This is a genomic window from Syntrophales bacterium, from assembly GCA_030018935.1.
Lineage (GTDB): Bacteria > Desulfobacterota > Syntrophia > Syntrophales > CG2-30-49-12 > CG2-30-49-12.
In genome coordinates this window covers 1-14,893 of the sequence record JASEGZ010000002.1, presented here as the reverse complement: position 1 = coordinate 14,893, position 14,893 = coordinate 1, and the positions used below count along the sequence as shown (strand labels likewise).

Annotated in this window: 18 protein-coding genes and 1 pseudogene; 1 reads left to right on the top strand and 18 read right to left on the bottom strand. The window is 46.7% G+C overall.

Annotated features, from left to right (window positions below; genetic code table 11):
• The first annotated feature begins 6 nt into the window (after positions 1 to 6).
• Entirely contained in the window at positions 7 to 291 is a 285-nt protein-coding gene (locus tag QMD03_00615) for an HU family DNA-binding protein (GenBank protein MDI6775738.1), read from the top strand.
• A 65-nt stretch (positions 292 to 356) separates the two neighbouring features.
• Here the strand turns inward: QMD03_00615 and QMD03_00610 are convergent.
• The 18 genes and pseudogenes from QMD03_00610 to QMD03_00525 form a co-directional block, all read right to left on the bottom strand.
• Positions 357 to 515, bottom strand: a pseudogene (locus QMD03_00610) (sigma factor-like helix-turn-helix DNA-binding protein).
• A gap of 604 nt (positions 516 to 1,119) precedes the next feature.
• Positions 1,120 to 1,761 carry a nitronate monooxygenase gene (locus QMD03_00605; GenBank protein ID MDI6775737.1) on the bottom strand — a complete coding sequence of 214 codons (642 nt, stop codon included), beginning with the start codon at positions 1,759 to 1,761 and terminating at the stop codon, positions 1,120 to 1,122.
• A gap of 213 nt (positions 1,762 to 1,974) precedes the next feature.
• A complete protein-coding gene (locus tag QMD03_00600) occupies positions 1,975 to 2,751 on the bottom strand; it encodes a thiamine pyrophosphate-dependent enzyme (GenBank protein MDI6775736.1) in 777 nt (258 codons plus the stop codon).
• Between the two features lie 94 nt (positions 2,752 to 2,845).
• A complete protein-coding gene (locus tag QMD03_00595; protein ID MDI6775735.1) occupies positions 2,846 to 3,958 on the bottom strand; it encodes a transketolase C-terminal domain-containing protein in 1,113 nt (370 codons plus the stop codon).
• Positions 3,959 to 3,960: 2 nt separating this feature from the next.
• Positions 3,961 to 4,704, bottom strand: a complete 744-nt coding sequence (locus QMD03_00590) for a thiamine pyrophosphate-dependent enzyme (protein MDI6775734.1) — start codon at positions 4,702 to 4,704, stop codon at positions 3,961 to 3,963.
• Positions 4,704 to 5,807: a transketolase C-terminal domain-containing protein gene (locus QMD03_00585; protein MDI6775733.1), complete on the bottom strand. Its 1,104-nt coding sequence runs from the start codon at positions 5,805 to 5,807 to the stop codon at positions 4,704 to 4,706. The genes QMD03_00590 and QMD03_00585 overlap by 1 nt, the downstream gene beginning before the upstream one ends.
• Positions 5,807 to 6,055 carry a ferredoxin family protein gene (locus QMD03_00580; GenBank protein MDI6775732.1) on the bottom strand — a complete coding sequence of 83 codons (249 nt, stop codon included), beginning with the start codon at positions 6,053 to 6,055 and terminating at the stop codon, positions 5,807 to 5,809. Before QMD03_00580 ends, QMD03_00585 begins: the two co-directional genes overlap by 1 nt.
• An 85-nt stretch (positions 6,056 to 6,140) precedes the next feature.
• The gene (locus QMD03_00575) at positions 6,141 to 7,715 is read right to left on the bottom strand and encodes a long-chain-fatty-acid--CoA ligase (protein MDI6775731.1); all 1,575 of its coding nucleotides are present in this window, start codon (positions 7,713 to 7,715) and stop codon (positions 6,141 to 6,143) included.
• A 188-nt stretch (positions 7,716 to 7,903) separates the two neighbouring features.
• Positions 7,904 to 8,104, bottom strand: a complete 201-nt coding sequence (locus tag QMD03_00570; protein MDI6775730.1) for a hypothetical protein — start codon at positions 8,102 to 8,104, stop codon at positions 7,904 to 7,906.
• 11 nt (positions 8,105 to 8,115) lie between these two features.
• The gene (locus QMD03_00565) at positions 8,116 to 8,760 is read right to left on the bottom strand and encodes an ABC transporter ATP-binding protein (protein MDI6775729.1); all 645 of its coding nucleotides are present in this window, start codon (positions 8,758 to 8,760) and stop codon (positions 8,116 to 8,118) included.
• Positions 8,761 to 8,847: 87 nt separating this feature from the next.
• Positions 8,848 to 9,606, bottom strand: a complete 759-nt coding sequence (gene cbiQ / locus QMD03_00560; protein MDI6775728.1) for a cobalt ECF transporter T component CbiQ — start codon at positions 9,604 to 9,606, stop codon at positions 8,848 to 8,850.
• Between the two features lie 54 nt (positions 9,607 to 9,660).
• Entirely contained in the window at positions 9,661 to 10,347 is a 687-nt protein-coding gene (locus tag QMD03_00555) for a hypothetical protein (GenBank protein ID MDI6775727.1), read from the bottom strand.
• Positions 10,344 to 10,949 carry a cobalt transporter CbiM gene (cbiM, locus tag QMD03_00550; protein ID MDI6775726.1) on the bottom strand — a complete coding sequence of 202 codons (606 nt, stop codon included), beginning with the start codon at positions 10,947 to 10,949 and terminating at the stop codon, positions 10,344 to 10,346. Before cbiM ends, QMD03_00555 begins: the two co-directional genes overlap by 4 nt.
• Positions 10,949 to 11,722 (bottom strand): DUF4198 domain-containing protein, encoded by a 774-nt coding sequence (locus QMD03_00545; GenBank protein MDI6775725.1) that lies wholly within the window; start codon positions 11,720 to 11,722, stop codon positions 10,949 to 10,951. Before QMD03_00545 ends, cbiM begins: the two co-directional genes overlap by 1 nt.
• 10 nt (positions 11,723 to 11,732) lie before the next feature.
• The gene (locus tag QMD03_00540; GenBank protein ID MDI6775724.1) at positions 11,733 to 12,557 is read right to left on the bottom strand and encodes a transporter; all 825 of its coding nucleotides are present in this window, start codon (positions 12,555 to 12,557) and stop codon (positions 11,733 to 11,735) included.
• A 96-nt stretch (positions 12,558 to 12,653) separates the two neighbouring features.
• On the bottom strand, positions 12,654 to 13,106 hold the full coding sequence (locus QMD03_00535; GenBank protein MDI6775723.1) for a hypothetical protein: 453 nt from the start codon (positions 13,104 to 13,106) through the stop codon (positions 12,654 to 12,656).
• The gene (locus tag QMD03_00530) at positions 13,106 to 13,825 is read right to left on the bottom strand and encodes a DUF4198 domain-containing protein (protein ID MDI6775722.1); all 720 of its coding nucleotides are present in this window, start codon (positions 13,823 to 13,825) and stop codon (positions 13,106 to 13,108) included. Before QMD03_00530 ends, QMD03_00535 begins: the two co-directional genes overlap by 1 nt.
• A 96-nt stretch (positions 13,826 to 13,921) precedes the next feature.
• Positions 13,922 to 14,893, bottom strand: a 972-nt coding sequence (locus QMD03_00525; GenBank protein MDI6775721.1) for a TonB-dependent receptor, incomplete at its 5' end; no start/stop codon positions are given.

Genomic DNA, 14,893 nt, shown 5'->3' with positions numbered 1-14,893 from the left:
TTGGTAATGACAAAAAATGATTTAATCAGACAGGTTCAGGTAACCCTGAGAGATTACCCTCTCCGTGATGTGTCTTACGCAGTTAATGTGATCTTCGAGGCAATGAAAATGGCCTTGAAGAGAAATGAACGGATAGAGATCAGGGGGTTGGGGAATTTTACGGTTAGAAATCGGAAGTTCAGATGGGGAAGGAATCCCAAGACTGGTAAAACTGTCCAAATTCCTCCACGAAAGGTAGCTTTTTTTAAAGTGGGTAAAGAACTCAGAGAAATGGTTCAACATGGACCATGAAACTTTTTGTTGTCCCGTAAAAGGTTTTCTGCCCCTGCGGTCGGGTTTTACAGGAGGTTACGGGGCTAAGTATTATAGCTACTATCCCGCTCACTGCCGGAGACGGCAAAATCCTTTAATTGGTCGCTTCTCTTCTTATGCTGCAATTTCTTGAGTGCCTTGGCTTCTATCTGTCTTATTCTTTCCCTCGTTACCCCCATCATTTCACCAACCTCCTCAAGGGTAAAGGGACCGTAATTACAGGCAACCCAGGTACAATTTAAAAATGTTTCATTCTTGAGACGCCATTCGCAGGTCATTTCTTGACAGACCCCAGATATCAGATGCCCCCTTTTTTTACATCTGTACTTGTTGATCAAACAGTCCATCTCCCTATAAGTTCAGTTTTAAAATCGAGATAATCTTTAGACATCAACCTCATATTTTTGAGGATGAAATTCGATACTTGAATAACACTTACTTATCCTTATCTTGTTTGTCAATAGCAAATGTAGCCAAGATACTATACCTGTTTCCCACCTATTGGAGCAAGAGACCTTTGAAAAACTGAAAATTGGCTTTGTGAAGGGCGAATCAAAGATTTTTTCGGGGAGGGGGGCTCTGCCATCGCAGCGAAGCGCCCGCCAGGGCGACTGTTTGAAGGCGAAGCCTGAGTTTTGCCCTGGCAGCGAAACTAAATGATGCATAATCGTCAAAAGATTTTGAGCCCTGATGAAGTCAATTTTCAAAGGTCTCCGCTGGCATGCTGACACGTAGTTGCAGACTGTCGCTATTTGCCCCTTGCCACTGCCATTACCCCCCCTCTTTTTTTCCTTATCAGGTTGCACCTTATTTTACTAAACCTTGTAAACCTTTTATTACCTCCGAGGCTTCCCGTATTATTTCTTCAATAACCTCTTTTGTTTCTTGTATCTTATGGACCCTTCTGGCCACCTCACTCCCCCATATAGGGCCTTCGTCCACTTCCCCGTCGCCTGCCGCGCGAAACATGCGGGGCGTCTCGTATCTCAAGACATCCTCCAAGGTTGCCTCTCCCCTTCTTTCTTTCTCCGTTAATTCATAAAGCTCCAAGGCGTATTTGTTTTTCACGTGCCGGCAGGGACCATACAGCCCCTCTGTAACTATGGTAGCCGCTTCTCTTCGGTATTTTTCTCCCGCTTTGATGAAATATTTTTTAACGTTTTGATGAGCCGTCATCTCTTTGGTCGGTATAAACCTGCTGGCCATGTACACCCCTTGAGCTCCAAGGGCCAAAGCTGCTGCGAACCCCTTACCATCACAGATTCCGCCACCTGCAACAACGGGAACCTTTACAGTTTCTACAACTTCTTTGAATTTTTTCTTTAGCTCGGGATTCTTTTCCCTTTCTTCAAGCATCGCTTCAATTAGATAAGGCACATCAGGCTGTCTTGCGCCGCTGGCTCGAAAATTCTGCCCGAAATTCTTGTCTGTCAGTCTATTCACCTTCATGGTATAATGAAAGTCATAAATAAGTTGACATAAATCAAACTCTAAATTCTAATATCTAAATCACTAGGTAGTGACCCTTCCTTTCCACCAGAGGTTCGGCCAACCACGATTCCTGAGTATCGATCATATAAAGAAAGCATCAGACGGTATTCTTTGGCAAAGGCAATGAGGGTCATTACCGAAAACTGAAGGCTGATAGCTGAACGCTTACTATCAGTTTACCTCTTTAATATTTTTAAACTCCCCCAGGGGGAACTCGGGTATTAGCTTTTCCTCTATATACTTTACAGAATTTATAGGGGTCATCCTCCAGTTAACCGGGCAGTTTCCCAGAATCTCCACAAAGCTGAATCCCCGATCATCCATTTGTTTGGCAATGGCGGCCTTCACATACTTTTTGGTGCGCTGAAGATTACGAACGCTGTTAAGGGCGCCACGGGCAGAATAAACAACGCCATGTAACTTCGCAAGGAGTTCGGCGGTGTGGACAGGATATCCCTCTTCCGATTTTCTCCCCCCGGCGGTGGTGGTAGTCGGATGCCCGATGATAGTGGTTGGGGCAAGCTGCCCGCCTGTGGTCCCATAAACCTGATTATTGATCATGATCACCGTTATCCTCTCACCCCGGGCGGCAGCCTGGATTAAAGGTTCCGTACCGATGGCCATGGCGTCCCCGTCACCCTGAATAGTTATCAGAATAGCTCTCTTACCGAGGATTCTTTTTGCCCCTGTCGCCACATCCGGTGCGCGACCATGGGCAGCCCCCGGCAGGAGAACATCAAGATTTAAGTGCCCAACGATGACAGCGTGGCACCCTACTCCACCTACCAACACAGTATCTCCCTCGATTCCCAACTCCTCTACATTTTCAGCAATTATCCTGCCGACCAGAGGATGAAGGCAACCTTGACAAAAGGCAATAGGAGATTTAATGGGAAATCTCAGGCGTGGAGTGCCAGCGGCTTTTTTTCTCGTTACGGCCTGTTCCACGATAGCTTTTACCTCCTTTTAATAAAGTGCCTAAAGTGAGCTAAAGTGACTAAAGTGACTAAAGTGACTAAAGTTAAAAAATCTTACCTTAACTTTAGTCACTTCCAACTTTAGTCACTTCCAATTTTTTCATTTTTTCTAAGACTTTGCCCGGATAGATCGCCCCTCCGGCACCGGGATCATTTCGATCCAGGGCATCTACCGTTTCAACTTCGGCCTGTCCCTCTAAGGCAAGCATCACATCTTCCCGCAACCCTCCCAGGCCATCTTCAACGGTCAGGAACTTAGCGCCTTGCCGGGCCTTCTTTTTCAAGACATCCCCGGGAAAAGGCCATAGAGTGACAGGCCTCACAAGCCCGGCCTTGATCCCCTCGGCACGTGCCATCAGCAAAGCCTCCTGACAAACACGGGCGGAATAACCATAGGCAACCAGGACTATCTCTGCATCCTCCAACTCATAGCTTTCATACCTTACTTCCTCTTCCCGCATTTTCAATACTTTTTCATTAAGCCCCTTTAAAAAACTTAGGTAAGTGGGAAAATCACGGGTGGGAATAAAGCCCTGAGCGCTGGAAATAAACCGGCGCATTCCATCCGGCTGATGTCCCCTTCCTTTTACTGCCCAGTCCTTTTCAGGCAGAGGGTCGAATTTTATAGTTTTTAATGCGATAGGCTCCGTCATCCCGGCGACAATTGCATCAATCGCTACGATCACCGGATTAAGCCACTTATCTGCCAGGTGGAAGGCAAGTTGCGTCGCTTCGTAAGTTTCCTGAACGGAAACAGGCGCCAGGGAAATTACCCTGTAGTTTCCCTGCCCGGCATCACGGGTAATGGCCAGGTAATCCATCTGGGCGTGCCGTAGCGAGCCTGCTCCCGGCCCGCCTCTCTGGATTAGCACTACCACTACAGGTAAAAAGGAATTGACCAGGTGAGACATCGTCTCCTGTATCAATCCCCAGCCGGTACTGGCAACGACAACCATTGTCCTTCCGCCAGCGCCGGCGCTTCCATAGGCGATATTTATCGCGCTTACTTCCGAAGAGGCCCGTACAAAATGCCTGCCGTTTTTAGGAAATTCCTGGGCAAGCCAGGTAAAGGCTTCATCATCCGGGCTGGTGGGACAACCAACAAAGAGCTGACAATCAGCCGCCAGCGCACCCCATCCTATTGCCTCAAAACCCCGGGCCAGTATTTTCTGTTCCATTCTTAGATCCCTCCCCCCATTTTGAACTCACCCAAGGGAAGCTGGGCAACCATCACTTCCCTGATCCATTTCAAACTCTCTTGCGGGGTAAGATGCCACCTGGTAGGACAGGCCATCAGAATTTCCACCAGATTAAATCCGGCGCTGGTCATCTGCTTCTGGATCGCCTTTTTTATGTACCCTTTTGTGTCCTCAAAATCCTCCGCGGAACTCACCGCACCCCGGGCCAGATAGGAAACCCCCTCGAATTCAGCAAGCAATTCAATAATGTTCAGGGGGAATGAAGGGTTCGGTTTGTCCATTTCTGGTGAGATTGGACTGTCCCCTGCGGGCGCCATCTGCCAGCCGGTACTGCCGTAGCTGGCGTTATTCGCCATAATGACCGTGATGGCATCGCCTCTCAGGGCGGCATGAATCAAAGGTTCCGTACCGACGGCCAGGGCGTCGTTATCGTCCTGATAAGTAATGATCACTGTTTCTCTGCCATGGAGGCGTTTTATGGCAGATCCTATGCTCGCTGCGCGCCCATTGGGGCACTGCATGGCATCGAGATCGAGCAGCGAAGGGAGGGGATATGCACAACCTCCACCCCCAAGAAAAATGGTCTTCCCCTCAATCCCCAATTCTTCTATCGCTTCGAGAATCACTCTTATTCCCACTCCAAGCTGACAACCAGAACAAAAAGGCAACGACGCGGAACGGTATCGCCAAAGCCTGGGTTTACCACAGACCACTTCCTTTACCATTAGCCCATCCCCTTTATCTTTTTCAACTTTTCTAAAACCTTTCCCGGATATATCGAGCCACCCTCACCCGGATCATGCCGGTCAAGAGCAGTTACCAGTCTGATCTCCGCCCTCCCCGCTACGGCAAGTCTCACATCGTCACTCAAACCTCCCATCTCTCCCAAGCTATCTTCCACCACCAGGAATTTTGCCCCCGCTTCCGCTTTCTTACTTATCGGTTCCGCGGGAAAAGGCCATAAAGTTACAGGACGTATAAGACCCGCCTTGATTCCTTCCGCCCTTGCCTGTTTTACCACCTCACGGGAAACCCTTGCCGTATAACCATAAGCCACAAGAACTACGTCGGCGTCTTCTATCTCGTACTGTTCATACCTAATTTCAGATTCTCTCATCTGCTCGAACTTATCACGGAGGTGTCTAAGATAGGAGAGGTAGGAAGGATGTTCTTCCGTAGATGTCAACCCGTACCCCGAAGTTACAAGACGGGACTTCCCATCGCTGTGCCTTGCTTTACCCTTTAATGCCCATTTTTTCCGGGAAGGATAGTCAAATTTCAGCGGCCTTCTTTCCATCAGTTCCAGCACCCTGGTTACATTAGGTTCAGTGAGCAGGATTACCGGGTTTCGGTATTTTTCAGAGAGATAAAAGGCAAGCTGAACAAAATCATAGCATTCCTGGCATGAATAAGGGGCAATAACGATATTTTTGTAACCTCCCTGACCTCCCGGGGAGGTTGCCGAGGTATAATCCATCTGAGACTGACGGGTGGTGCCCTGTCCCGGTCCTCCCCTCATCAGGAGGGCAACGACCAGAGGAAGCTCAGCGGCAACAATGTGAGACATCCCCTCCGGATAAAGCCCCCAACCGGGGCTGGCTGTCGAGGTCATTGTCCTGGCCCCTCCCGCGACAAAACCCATGCAGAGAAATGTTGATTCAATCTCAGAAGTTGACTGAAGGAAAATTTTCCCTCTCGGAGGAAATTCACGGGCAAACCATTCCACCACCTCATTCTGGGGAGTTACCGGATAGGAACAGTAAGCGTCACAGCCGGCATCTAAGGCCCCCCATCCCAGGGCATGATTGCCCTCCATAATCTCTACCATTAAGATCTCTCCTTACCTTTCCCTTTATTAACAACAGCGTAGGCTTCAATGGCAAATTGAGGACACATGATGACACAACTTCCACAGGCATTGCATTCTTCAGGGTTACTGAAAACCGCCAGGGGATAGCCCAGGGGATTAAATTTTTCTTGCGATATTTCGATGCATTTTTTTGGACAGAACATCTCACAATACCCGCAACCCAAACAGGTGCCTTCATCAATAACTACCTCACCTTTTCTGGCCATAAAACCAATCTCCTTTCCAGCTTTTTTTAACGTCATTTCTGACTTTTCACGAGAGCATCAGAATATATTAGAATATAATTGAACGCTAAATTCTCTTCTCCCGTCCCTTCCAGTACGGCTCTTTAACCACTCTTCTCAAGATTTTACCGGTTTCCGTCTTGGGGAGATCATCCACAAAATCTACGGATTTCGGCGTCTTATATTTACCAAGGCAACCTTTACAAATTTCAATAAGCTCTTTTTCCGTGGCAGTTGCACCTTCCTTTAAGGTTACCACGGCCTTTACAGCTTCTCCCCACTCCTCGTCCGGGATACCGACAACCGCCACATCAGCTATGCTTGGATGGGCATATAAAACATCTTCTATCTCCTTGGGATAGATGTTTTCACCGCCACTGATAATCATATCAAACTTTCTATCTACGAGATATAGATAGCCCTCCTCATTAAAGTAACCCATATCGCCGCTGTAGAACCAGCCATCCTTGAAGTTCTTTATCGTCGCCTCAGGATCCCTATAGTATTCAGTAACCGCGGGAATAGGGCCATCAACTGAACGGGAACGGGAGATGATCTGACCTACCTGTCCTATAGGAAGTTCCTTCCCGTCCTCATCAACAATCTTTACCTCTGTTGTGGGCAGCGGCCTTCCCACAGAACCCGGTCTGGCTAACTGCTCCTGAGGAAGGAGAACGGTAGCCCCTCCCGCCTCCGTGCCGCCGTAGGCCTCGTAAAGACCCGCGGACTTGAAAAACTCAACGAGCCATTTCTTGGTAGAGAAGGGAAGAGGAGCGGAAGATTGAAGTAAACTTTTCACCGAGGAGGTATCATACCTGTTTTTGATTTCCTCGGGCAGATTCTTTAGGCGGTGATACATGGTCGGCACCATGGAAGAGAACGTGCATTTATAAGTCTGGATCAGGCGTAAAGCCTCTTCTGCATCAAAGCGGGTCATAATAACTACTGTCTGTCCCAGGTATAGACTTGCCCCCGTGGAATTGATGGCGTTCATGTGGAAAAGAGGCATCGTTAAAAGCTGTACCTCATCCGGTGTTGGCTGAATGCCCATTAACATCTCAACCCCTTTAGCTTTAACCTCCCAGTTTGCGTGCCTGGTGACAGCACCCTTTGGTTTACCGGTAGTACCTGAGGTATAACCGATAAAATAGGGAGCAAACTCCCCATTTTCCACCGATGGTTCCGTATCGGGGGCGCTGGCAAGCATTTCTTCATAATTCTTCATACCTTCTGCAAGGCCATCTATCAGGATATAGTTACCTGCCGGTACATTTTTTAACCTCTTCTGAATAGGGATTAGCTTCTCTAAAAACTCTCTGGTTAAAACTACGGCAACAGAGTCGGAGTTGTTTATAACATAATCCATTTCTTCAGAGGAAAGTCTCCAGTTAATAGGGACATGAACCAAACCTGCCTTAACCAGGCCGCAAATGATCTCCACGTATTCGGTAGAATTGCGAGAGATAACCGAAACTTTATCCCTCGACTTCAGTCCCAGGGAGATCATGGCATTTGCAAACCTGGCCGCCCTATTATTAAGGACTCGATAGGAAGTCTTTTTATCCTGAAATATAACGGCAGGTTTAGCGGGAAACTTATCCCCATTTTCCTTGAGTTTAAAACCTAAATCTGTACCAGCTATATCGCCACCTCCTTAGCTTATTGGTCATTCATGCAAACATTAAAAACCCTTCACTGTCTCACAATAACTTTTATCCTCAGGAATTGTTTTCTCTCAAACGGAAAATCCACCCCCTCCAAAATTGAGCATGAAAGTTAATATTTTTTCTTTCTCTACGTGTCAATACCTTTTTTAAAAAGGGATCAACTTCAACCAATTATCCTTAGGGCTTCCTCAAAAAGCTCATTCAATTTTCTTGTCTCCTCATAAAGCCTGAGGAGAGTTTTTGATAACTCTTCATTACCGAGGGATGATGCCTTTTCTGCCCAACCTCTGTAACCATCAGCATGCTCATTATTGTGCTCCTTCCAGTGATGAAGCAGTACTTTCAATTTTTCCAGCTCATTCATATTTACCTCCATTAAAGGGAAATAACCTTGCTGTCCTTTAGCATATAGACTTTATCCACGGCGCTTTTTAAAAACTCACGGTCATGGGTGATGATAACGTAAGTTTTTCCGTACTCCTTCAGGTATCTCAAAAATCTATCTGTTGTTGCCTCATCGAGCCCGACTACCGGTTCATCAAATAAGAAACATTCCGGATTCATTGCCGCTGCCGTGGCAAGGGCTACAAGCCTCTTCTCTCCCCCTGACAGGCGGTGAGTAACTTTTCTTTCAAATCCTTTCAGCCCCAACCTCTCACAGACCTCCCTGACAATCGCCTTTGCCTCCTCCTGAGATTTCCCAAGGTTTAATGGTCCGAAGGCAATATCCTCCTCAACGGTTGGACAGAAGAGTTGGTCATCGGAATCCTGAAATACAAGACCGACCCTTCGCCTCACCTCCATAAAATCTTTTTCCACCTTCCTTGCCTTGCCAAATATTGCAATCTCCCCCGCATCAGGTTTCAGAAGCCCCATTATCAGATGGAACAACGTGGTCTTACCGGCGCCGTTGGCGCCTGTCAGCCCTACCGTCTCACCTCTTTTCAGAGAAAAATTCAGACCCTCAAATACCTTTTTTCCGTAAGGATAACTAAAATCGAGATCCTTTATATCTATCACCGTCTCCCCCTGATTCATCGCCGATCTGTTCCGGGCGGGGACATGATGCGCTTCCTTCGGACTTTCGCATCATGTCCCCGGCCCCCCTCAAAAAATGGGATACCTGTCAACAAGCCATATCATAAATGTTATCATCGTCATGATCAGACCAAACAGTATATCCCCTTTTTTGAGTTTGAAGTGGCTCATGATATGGAACTTACCGTTGGATCCCCGGCACAGCATTGCCTTGTAGATCCTCTGAGACCGCTCATAACTCCTCACGAGAAGCATCCCCACAAGATATCCGTATGTCCTGTACGTATGGATATTCGTACCCGGTCGAAAGGACCTGATGGCCATCGCGTTTTTCAGTCTTCCATACTCCTCGTGCAGGACACTTATATAGCGGTAGAAGAAGAAAAAGAGGTAGACGAGCTTATCAGGTATCTTAAAATGGACAAGGGCATGGGCAAGGGAGTTGACTTCCGATGTGCCGAGGATGGCAATTGTTGCCAGAAAAATGGCGTTGGCCTTGAGGGTAATGGAGAGGGCATACAGGAAACCTTCACGGGTTGCCGTTAAAGAGAAGATACTGAAAACCGGCTGGCCGGGGTAACTTACGGGAAGGAAAATCCAGAGCATAAAGATAAACGTGTTTATCACAACCAGTCTGCCCAAGAGTTTCCTGAAACTGATACCGGCAAAAGTTATCATGGAAGCGGAAATGAACAGTCCGGCGAGCGGACCATTTATGTCGCGCATTAAAGCAATAGTAAAAACGTAGGGTATGAAGGTTATAAGCTTAACCCGCGGATCGAGGCGATGTAAAAAAGAATTGCCCTCTGCAAATTCCTCAAGATGCATAATCTGCCTTATCTATGAAAAGTCCCCCCCTCGCCTTGTTTTGCCGGAGGGGAGTTAATTGCGTTCCTTAAATCTTCTTTTCAGATACATCGCCACCCCCATCAATCCTACGATATAACCTATACCTCCTACGATCTCCGTGAAACCAGGTTTTTCATTATTTTCCCGTAACTTAACGAGCATCCCTATCACAGGTTTTAACTTACGGTCAATAACCCTTTCCATAAGGGCCTCCATCTCTGATTCACTCATGCCTCTGCCAATGTCTGTAACCTCTCTATCCATTTTTCCACGGCTCTTTGTACTGACTCTCTCCGGTTGAGAAGAAGATTTAGATGTTTCTTTACCGGTCTTGGTCTCTTTACTCTGCCGGGCGCCTTGTGGGCGTTGTCCCTCACCCATTGCCTCCCTGACCTCATCCTCGCTAAGTGTGTATTCATTCTGATGCCCCATGCTTGCATGGAGGACCAGTTTAAGGGAGGTAACCTTGGGAATTTTAAAGGAAAACTTTCCATTTTCGTCGGTTTTACCTTCCAATAGTCTGGTTCCTGCCCTTTCATCAAAGACCTCGATAAGAGAATTCTTACATTTTGTGCCATCAACAAAATAACTTTCTGAGTGAATCATGCCATCCTCGGCATAGGCATAGATATTTACCTTATGGGCATGGGCGGAAACGGGCATCAAATAACAGATACTGAGTACTAAACAAAAGATAAGACTCCTGATCCTTGCTTTCATCCCCTCACCTCCAGGATTTCCGGTTTTACTCTTTTCAAAAATACAACACAAAAGGCGGTGATGATGCCCTCGATAACCATCACCGGCAGGTGTACAACTACCACCAATTTTGCCACATTGAAAAAACTCTCCCCTGTGCTTACAAGTGTCAGGGCAACGAGAAGGGCTCCCATACCGACACCTATGGCGCCGGCGGCAAACCCTGAGATAATGCTCAGAAGGTGATTGCCCTTTCGCACAGGCAGATTAAACAGATAATAGGCAATGATAGCAGGGGCTGCCATATTGAATGTATTGACACCCAGGGTGGTAAACCCGCCGAACTGGAAGAGAAGCGCCTGAAGCGCCAAGGCCACGAGAATGGAGGGGAAGGCCATCCAGCCCAGGAGAAGCCCTACAAGTCCATTGAGGATCAGGTGAGCGCTTGATGGACCTACCGGCACATGAATCAGAGAGGCGACGAAGAAAGCAGAGGATAAAACCGCCACCTCCGGTATCCTCTCATAGTTCATCTTTTTAAGTCCCAGCGCCGTTCCGCCCACGGTAAGCAGGGCGCCTGCCATAAGGACAGGCGCCGAAAGAACTCCCTCTGATATATGCATTATTTCATCTCCCTCGTCTTCACCCACAGGACAGCGCCAATCTCAACAGGATATTCTCTGCCTTCATACTTTAATTTGAAATCGGCGGTGCTAAGGGCGGCAAATCCCCACCACCCAGCCTTCGGCATCGCATAGGTGAAGACGCCGCCGGCATCGGCCTTTACGACCTGGGTTATATATGGATCGGCAGGCGGCTTTATCTTCCCCTCTTCGTTGTAGTATTCAACCTCCACCTCTGCGTAAGGCACAGGCTTGCCGTCCACCTTTACAATCCCCTGAAATACATTGCCTGCCCATAGGCCATAGGGCCTTGTCAGGGGCGCGATCTCGGTCTTGAGTCCTACCTCATTATCCCATCCCTCTTCTCTTCCGAGGGCGCTGACTACGACCTTCGTGTAATGAATGATGAAGCTCTCCTCTGCAGGTTCCCAGTATGGTTCAGGCTCAACAAAGAATATGTGGTCGCCAGGCCCTTTAATCCTATATTCAGCCTCCCACGTGGAAAACCCCTTCACCACCTTCTTTTTCAGGGTCGGAAGGAGGTCATCTCTCTTACCGTTTACCATAACTCCTACTGCCTTCGGTCTTTCCATGTTCATGTACTGACCTTCAAAAGGATGGATGAATTTGATCTGGAGACCGATTTTTTTCTCATCCCCCTTGGAGACAATGTCGTCAGAAGGGATGATCAGGCCAAAATGCGCCCAAACTGTTGAGGTTGAAATCAGGATCATAACTACCACCGCTAATACAAAAAATTTACAGCTTTTCATCTCCCACCTCCTAAAATCTCAGGGCTATCCCTGCAAGTATTGAATAGTCGGTCTCAGGTTTATTGAGGCCACCTTTAACGCCGAAATCAATGTCAAAATTCTCCGAGAGTGAATAGATTAAGCCGCCCAGAATAAACGCAGGATGGGTGCTTGAAGCTTCATCAGCATTTCTCTCCACTCCGATGTTCGCAACAACTTTAAGATTTTTAACGACTTCTACCTCTCCGGCAAGGGAGGCATGCCATATATCTTTTCTGTTGTCATCTTTGTCTTCTTGAAGTTTGTATTCATTACGAGTGTAACCGAGATTTAAATGGAATGCCCATGGCTCGATCTCCTTTGTGGTGATAAAATACAGACTGTATGTTGCTCTTCCTGTCCCTAATTCCTTCTCCTCGTCCCCTGTCGGTAAAGTCATTCCCGGCTTCAAGGCAAGGCTTAATCCGTCCTTCTCATAAAATCGCCACTTTAACTCCAGCGACATATCGGATATCCCATCCTCTCTGGAAGTTACATCTCCCTCCTCTTTAACCCTGAACCATTGATAGGGAACACCGAGGACAATATCAAGACTGTCCACTATCCCATAGGATAGGATAGCTGCCGCTTCACCGCCTGTCTCTTTTTTCGTTACTCCCCCTTCCGTCTCCTTTTCATAGTTGTATTCGCCATTTACCTCCAATTGAAACTTCCCCTTGCCCTGCGTGCCCGCATCATCAGTGATAAGCGGATGGGCGGCGTAGGAGTTAGCAGCTAAACCCATCACAAAGAGTAATACAGTACAGAACAAACCGTAGAACAATAAACCCCGCTTAAACTTTGAACCTTGTAACATCTTGCATTTCCTCCTTACGAGTTTTAAAACCCTCCACAGAGGGCTTTGATTTTCATAATACAATAATTAAATTCGTGTTACCAAAGGGTAAAATTTTTAGGTAACTTCACCTCTCTTTTTCCACGACTTTAGAAGTGCCCATAATCCAAAGAGTGCCAGAAGGAAGCTGATACCAACAAAGGCTTTTGTGTACTGTGCGACGAGAGGTTTCTTGAAAGAATCCATAAAGAGATTTTCGCTGATATTCACTACAACTTGAGTGCCGTGCATCCCGTGTTCAGATTCTCCATAGACCTTTATAATCCATATCCCCCGCCGATCGGGTAAGAATGAAACAAAACCATTCCTGTCGGTTCTCCCTTTCTGATGGGGAATTTTGTCTCCCGGACCGAATATCTCATAAGAGGAGTAGCTCGCAGGATCATCCTCCGCATAGAATACTCTCACGCTGACACCTTTGTTTTCGACTCGATAATGGACGGAATGGGCTTCTGCCCCTGAAATCATCAGGAGCAGAAGCATGAAACCGAGGTAAAGCACCTTCAACATTATTTAACCTCAAAAGTCATATTTGTTGAAATCGAAAGGAGATCTGCATCGGGATCATCTTTTAATGCAGTTTTATAACTTGCATTAATTATTTGATTACAACCTTTTTCAATAACAACGTTAGCTACGCCATCCTTGTCTGTCGCGGAATACTCTTTTAGATTTCTTTCGTGGGTGCATCCAGCTTTGATTGTAGCGCCCTCAAGCGGTTTTCCTTCAAACAACACCTTTATTGGGAGTGTTTCTCCAATCTTGATTGCGAATGGGTTTTTCTGAGGTACTATCTCGAGTCTCAAACCGATAGGCTTCGAGGATACATCACTTGGACCTACCATGGCTTTAGAATATTTATATGATCTAGTGGACTCTATAATCTCAAAATTCCCCTTTGCTTCCCTTTTCGTAAGTTTTTTCGATCCTTCTGTTGTTTTTACCCCGTAGCCGCCGTCAAAGAGCATACCAATGGTTGCGGCCTCTCCTTTTGGGGATATTAGGGCGCTCTCTTTTCGTTTTACAATTTCGACTTTCACAGCCTTCCCCTTGCTATCAAATCCTTTCACATCCTTTATCTTTTCCGGGTCATAAGGATCAAGCTTGAGGCCGTGTCCATATAGGACACCGATGTCTCCATTCCTCTTCTCCATCCATACATCATGGGCAAAGGCATTTGAAAACATCATAAAACTTAGCGCAATTGCGGTAATTAAAATGTGTCTCATCTTCTACACCTCCATAAATTTTAAATTTTTCTATCCACATACGATACTGACTTTTTAACAACTTAAAGCTGATACTTCACGCCGGCCAAACTATTATTAAAAACTGGCCTCGAGCATGGCAAAAAAGGTTCTTCTCGGATAGGGGTGAGATGCGTAGTAAAGTTCATCAGTAAGGTTATCGACAGCCATAGAAGCTTTCCAATTTTTAAGGAATTTATACATAAGCTTTGTGTCAAATACCAGATACCTGTCGACCCCGCCGTATCCTCCTCTGGTATCCTTGTTTTCAAGAGTATTCCATGCCTTGCTGGCATAGCTTCCGCCAAATGTTAAAGTAAGGTCATTTATGGGGGAATAGGATATAACGGCATTAGCAGTCCATTCAGGACAGCGAGGAAAAGTTTTTCCCTCTGAGATGAGGAGATTGGTATTCTTTAAGATTTCCGCATAAGTATATGCTATGTTACCCATTACATCAAGCCCGTCAATCAGAAACCTTCTTTTTTCTACGCTGAATTCAATACCCCTTTTTCTCATTTCATCTATATTTTGATAATTTGTTACCATTGTATAGATGTTAATTTGCCTGAAGATAGCGTCCTTTTCGGAGTTTTCAAAAAAACTGAGTCTGACTTTCCCGTCCCTGTCCAGACTTCTCGTGATGGTAAAATCTTTGGCGAAGATCTTTTCACTTTTCAGGTCGGGGTTGGTCTCAACCACGTCTCCTGCGGGAGTGATCTTTCCATAATAGAGCTCTCCAATGGTCGGGAATCTGTAGGCCCTGGCCAGCGAAAGCCTGAAATCCCAATTTTCATCAGGCCTGTAGGTAATGGCAAACTTGGGGGAAAAATAGTCTTCCTCTCTCTCATCCAGATAAGTTTTAACTCGTGATCCACCGACATCCTTTGATTTACTACCATCAAAGCCTCTCCACCACTCGTAGCGCCCTCCCAGATAAAGCATCCATTTATAGGTCAGGTCCCATTCATCCTGTAAAAAGACGGCATGGGTCCCGGTTTTTCCCTCAGAGCCTTCTGAGAGGGTAGTTCTTATATCGCGCTTCCAGTC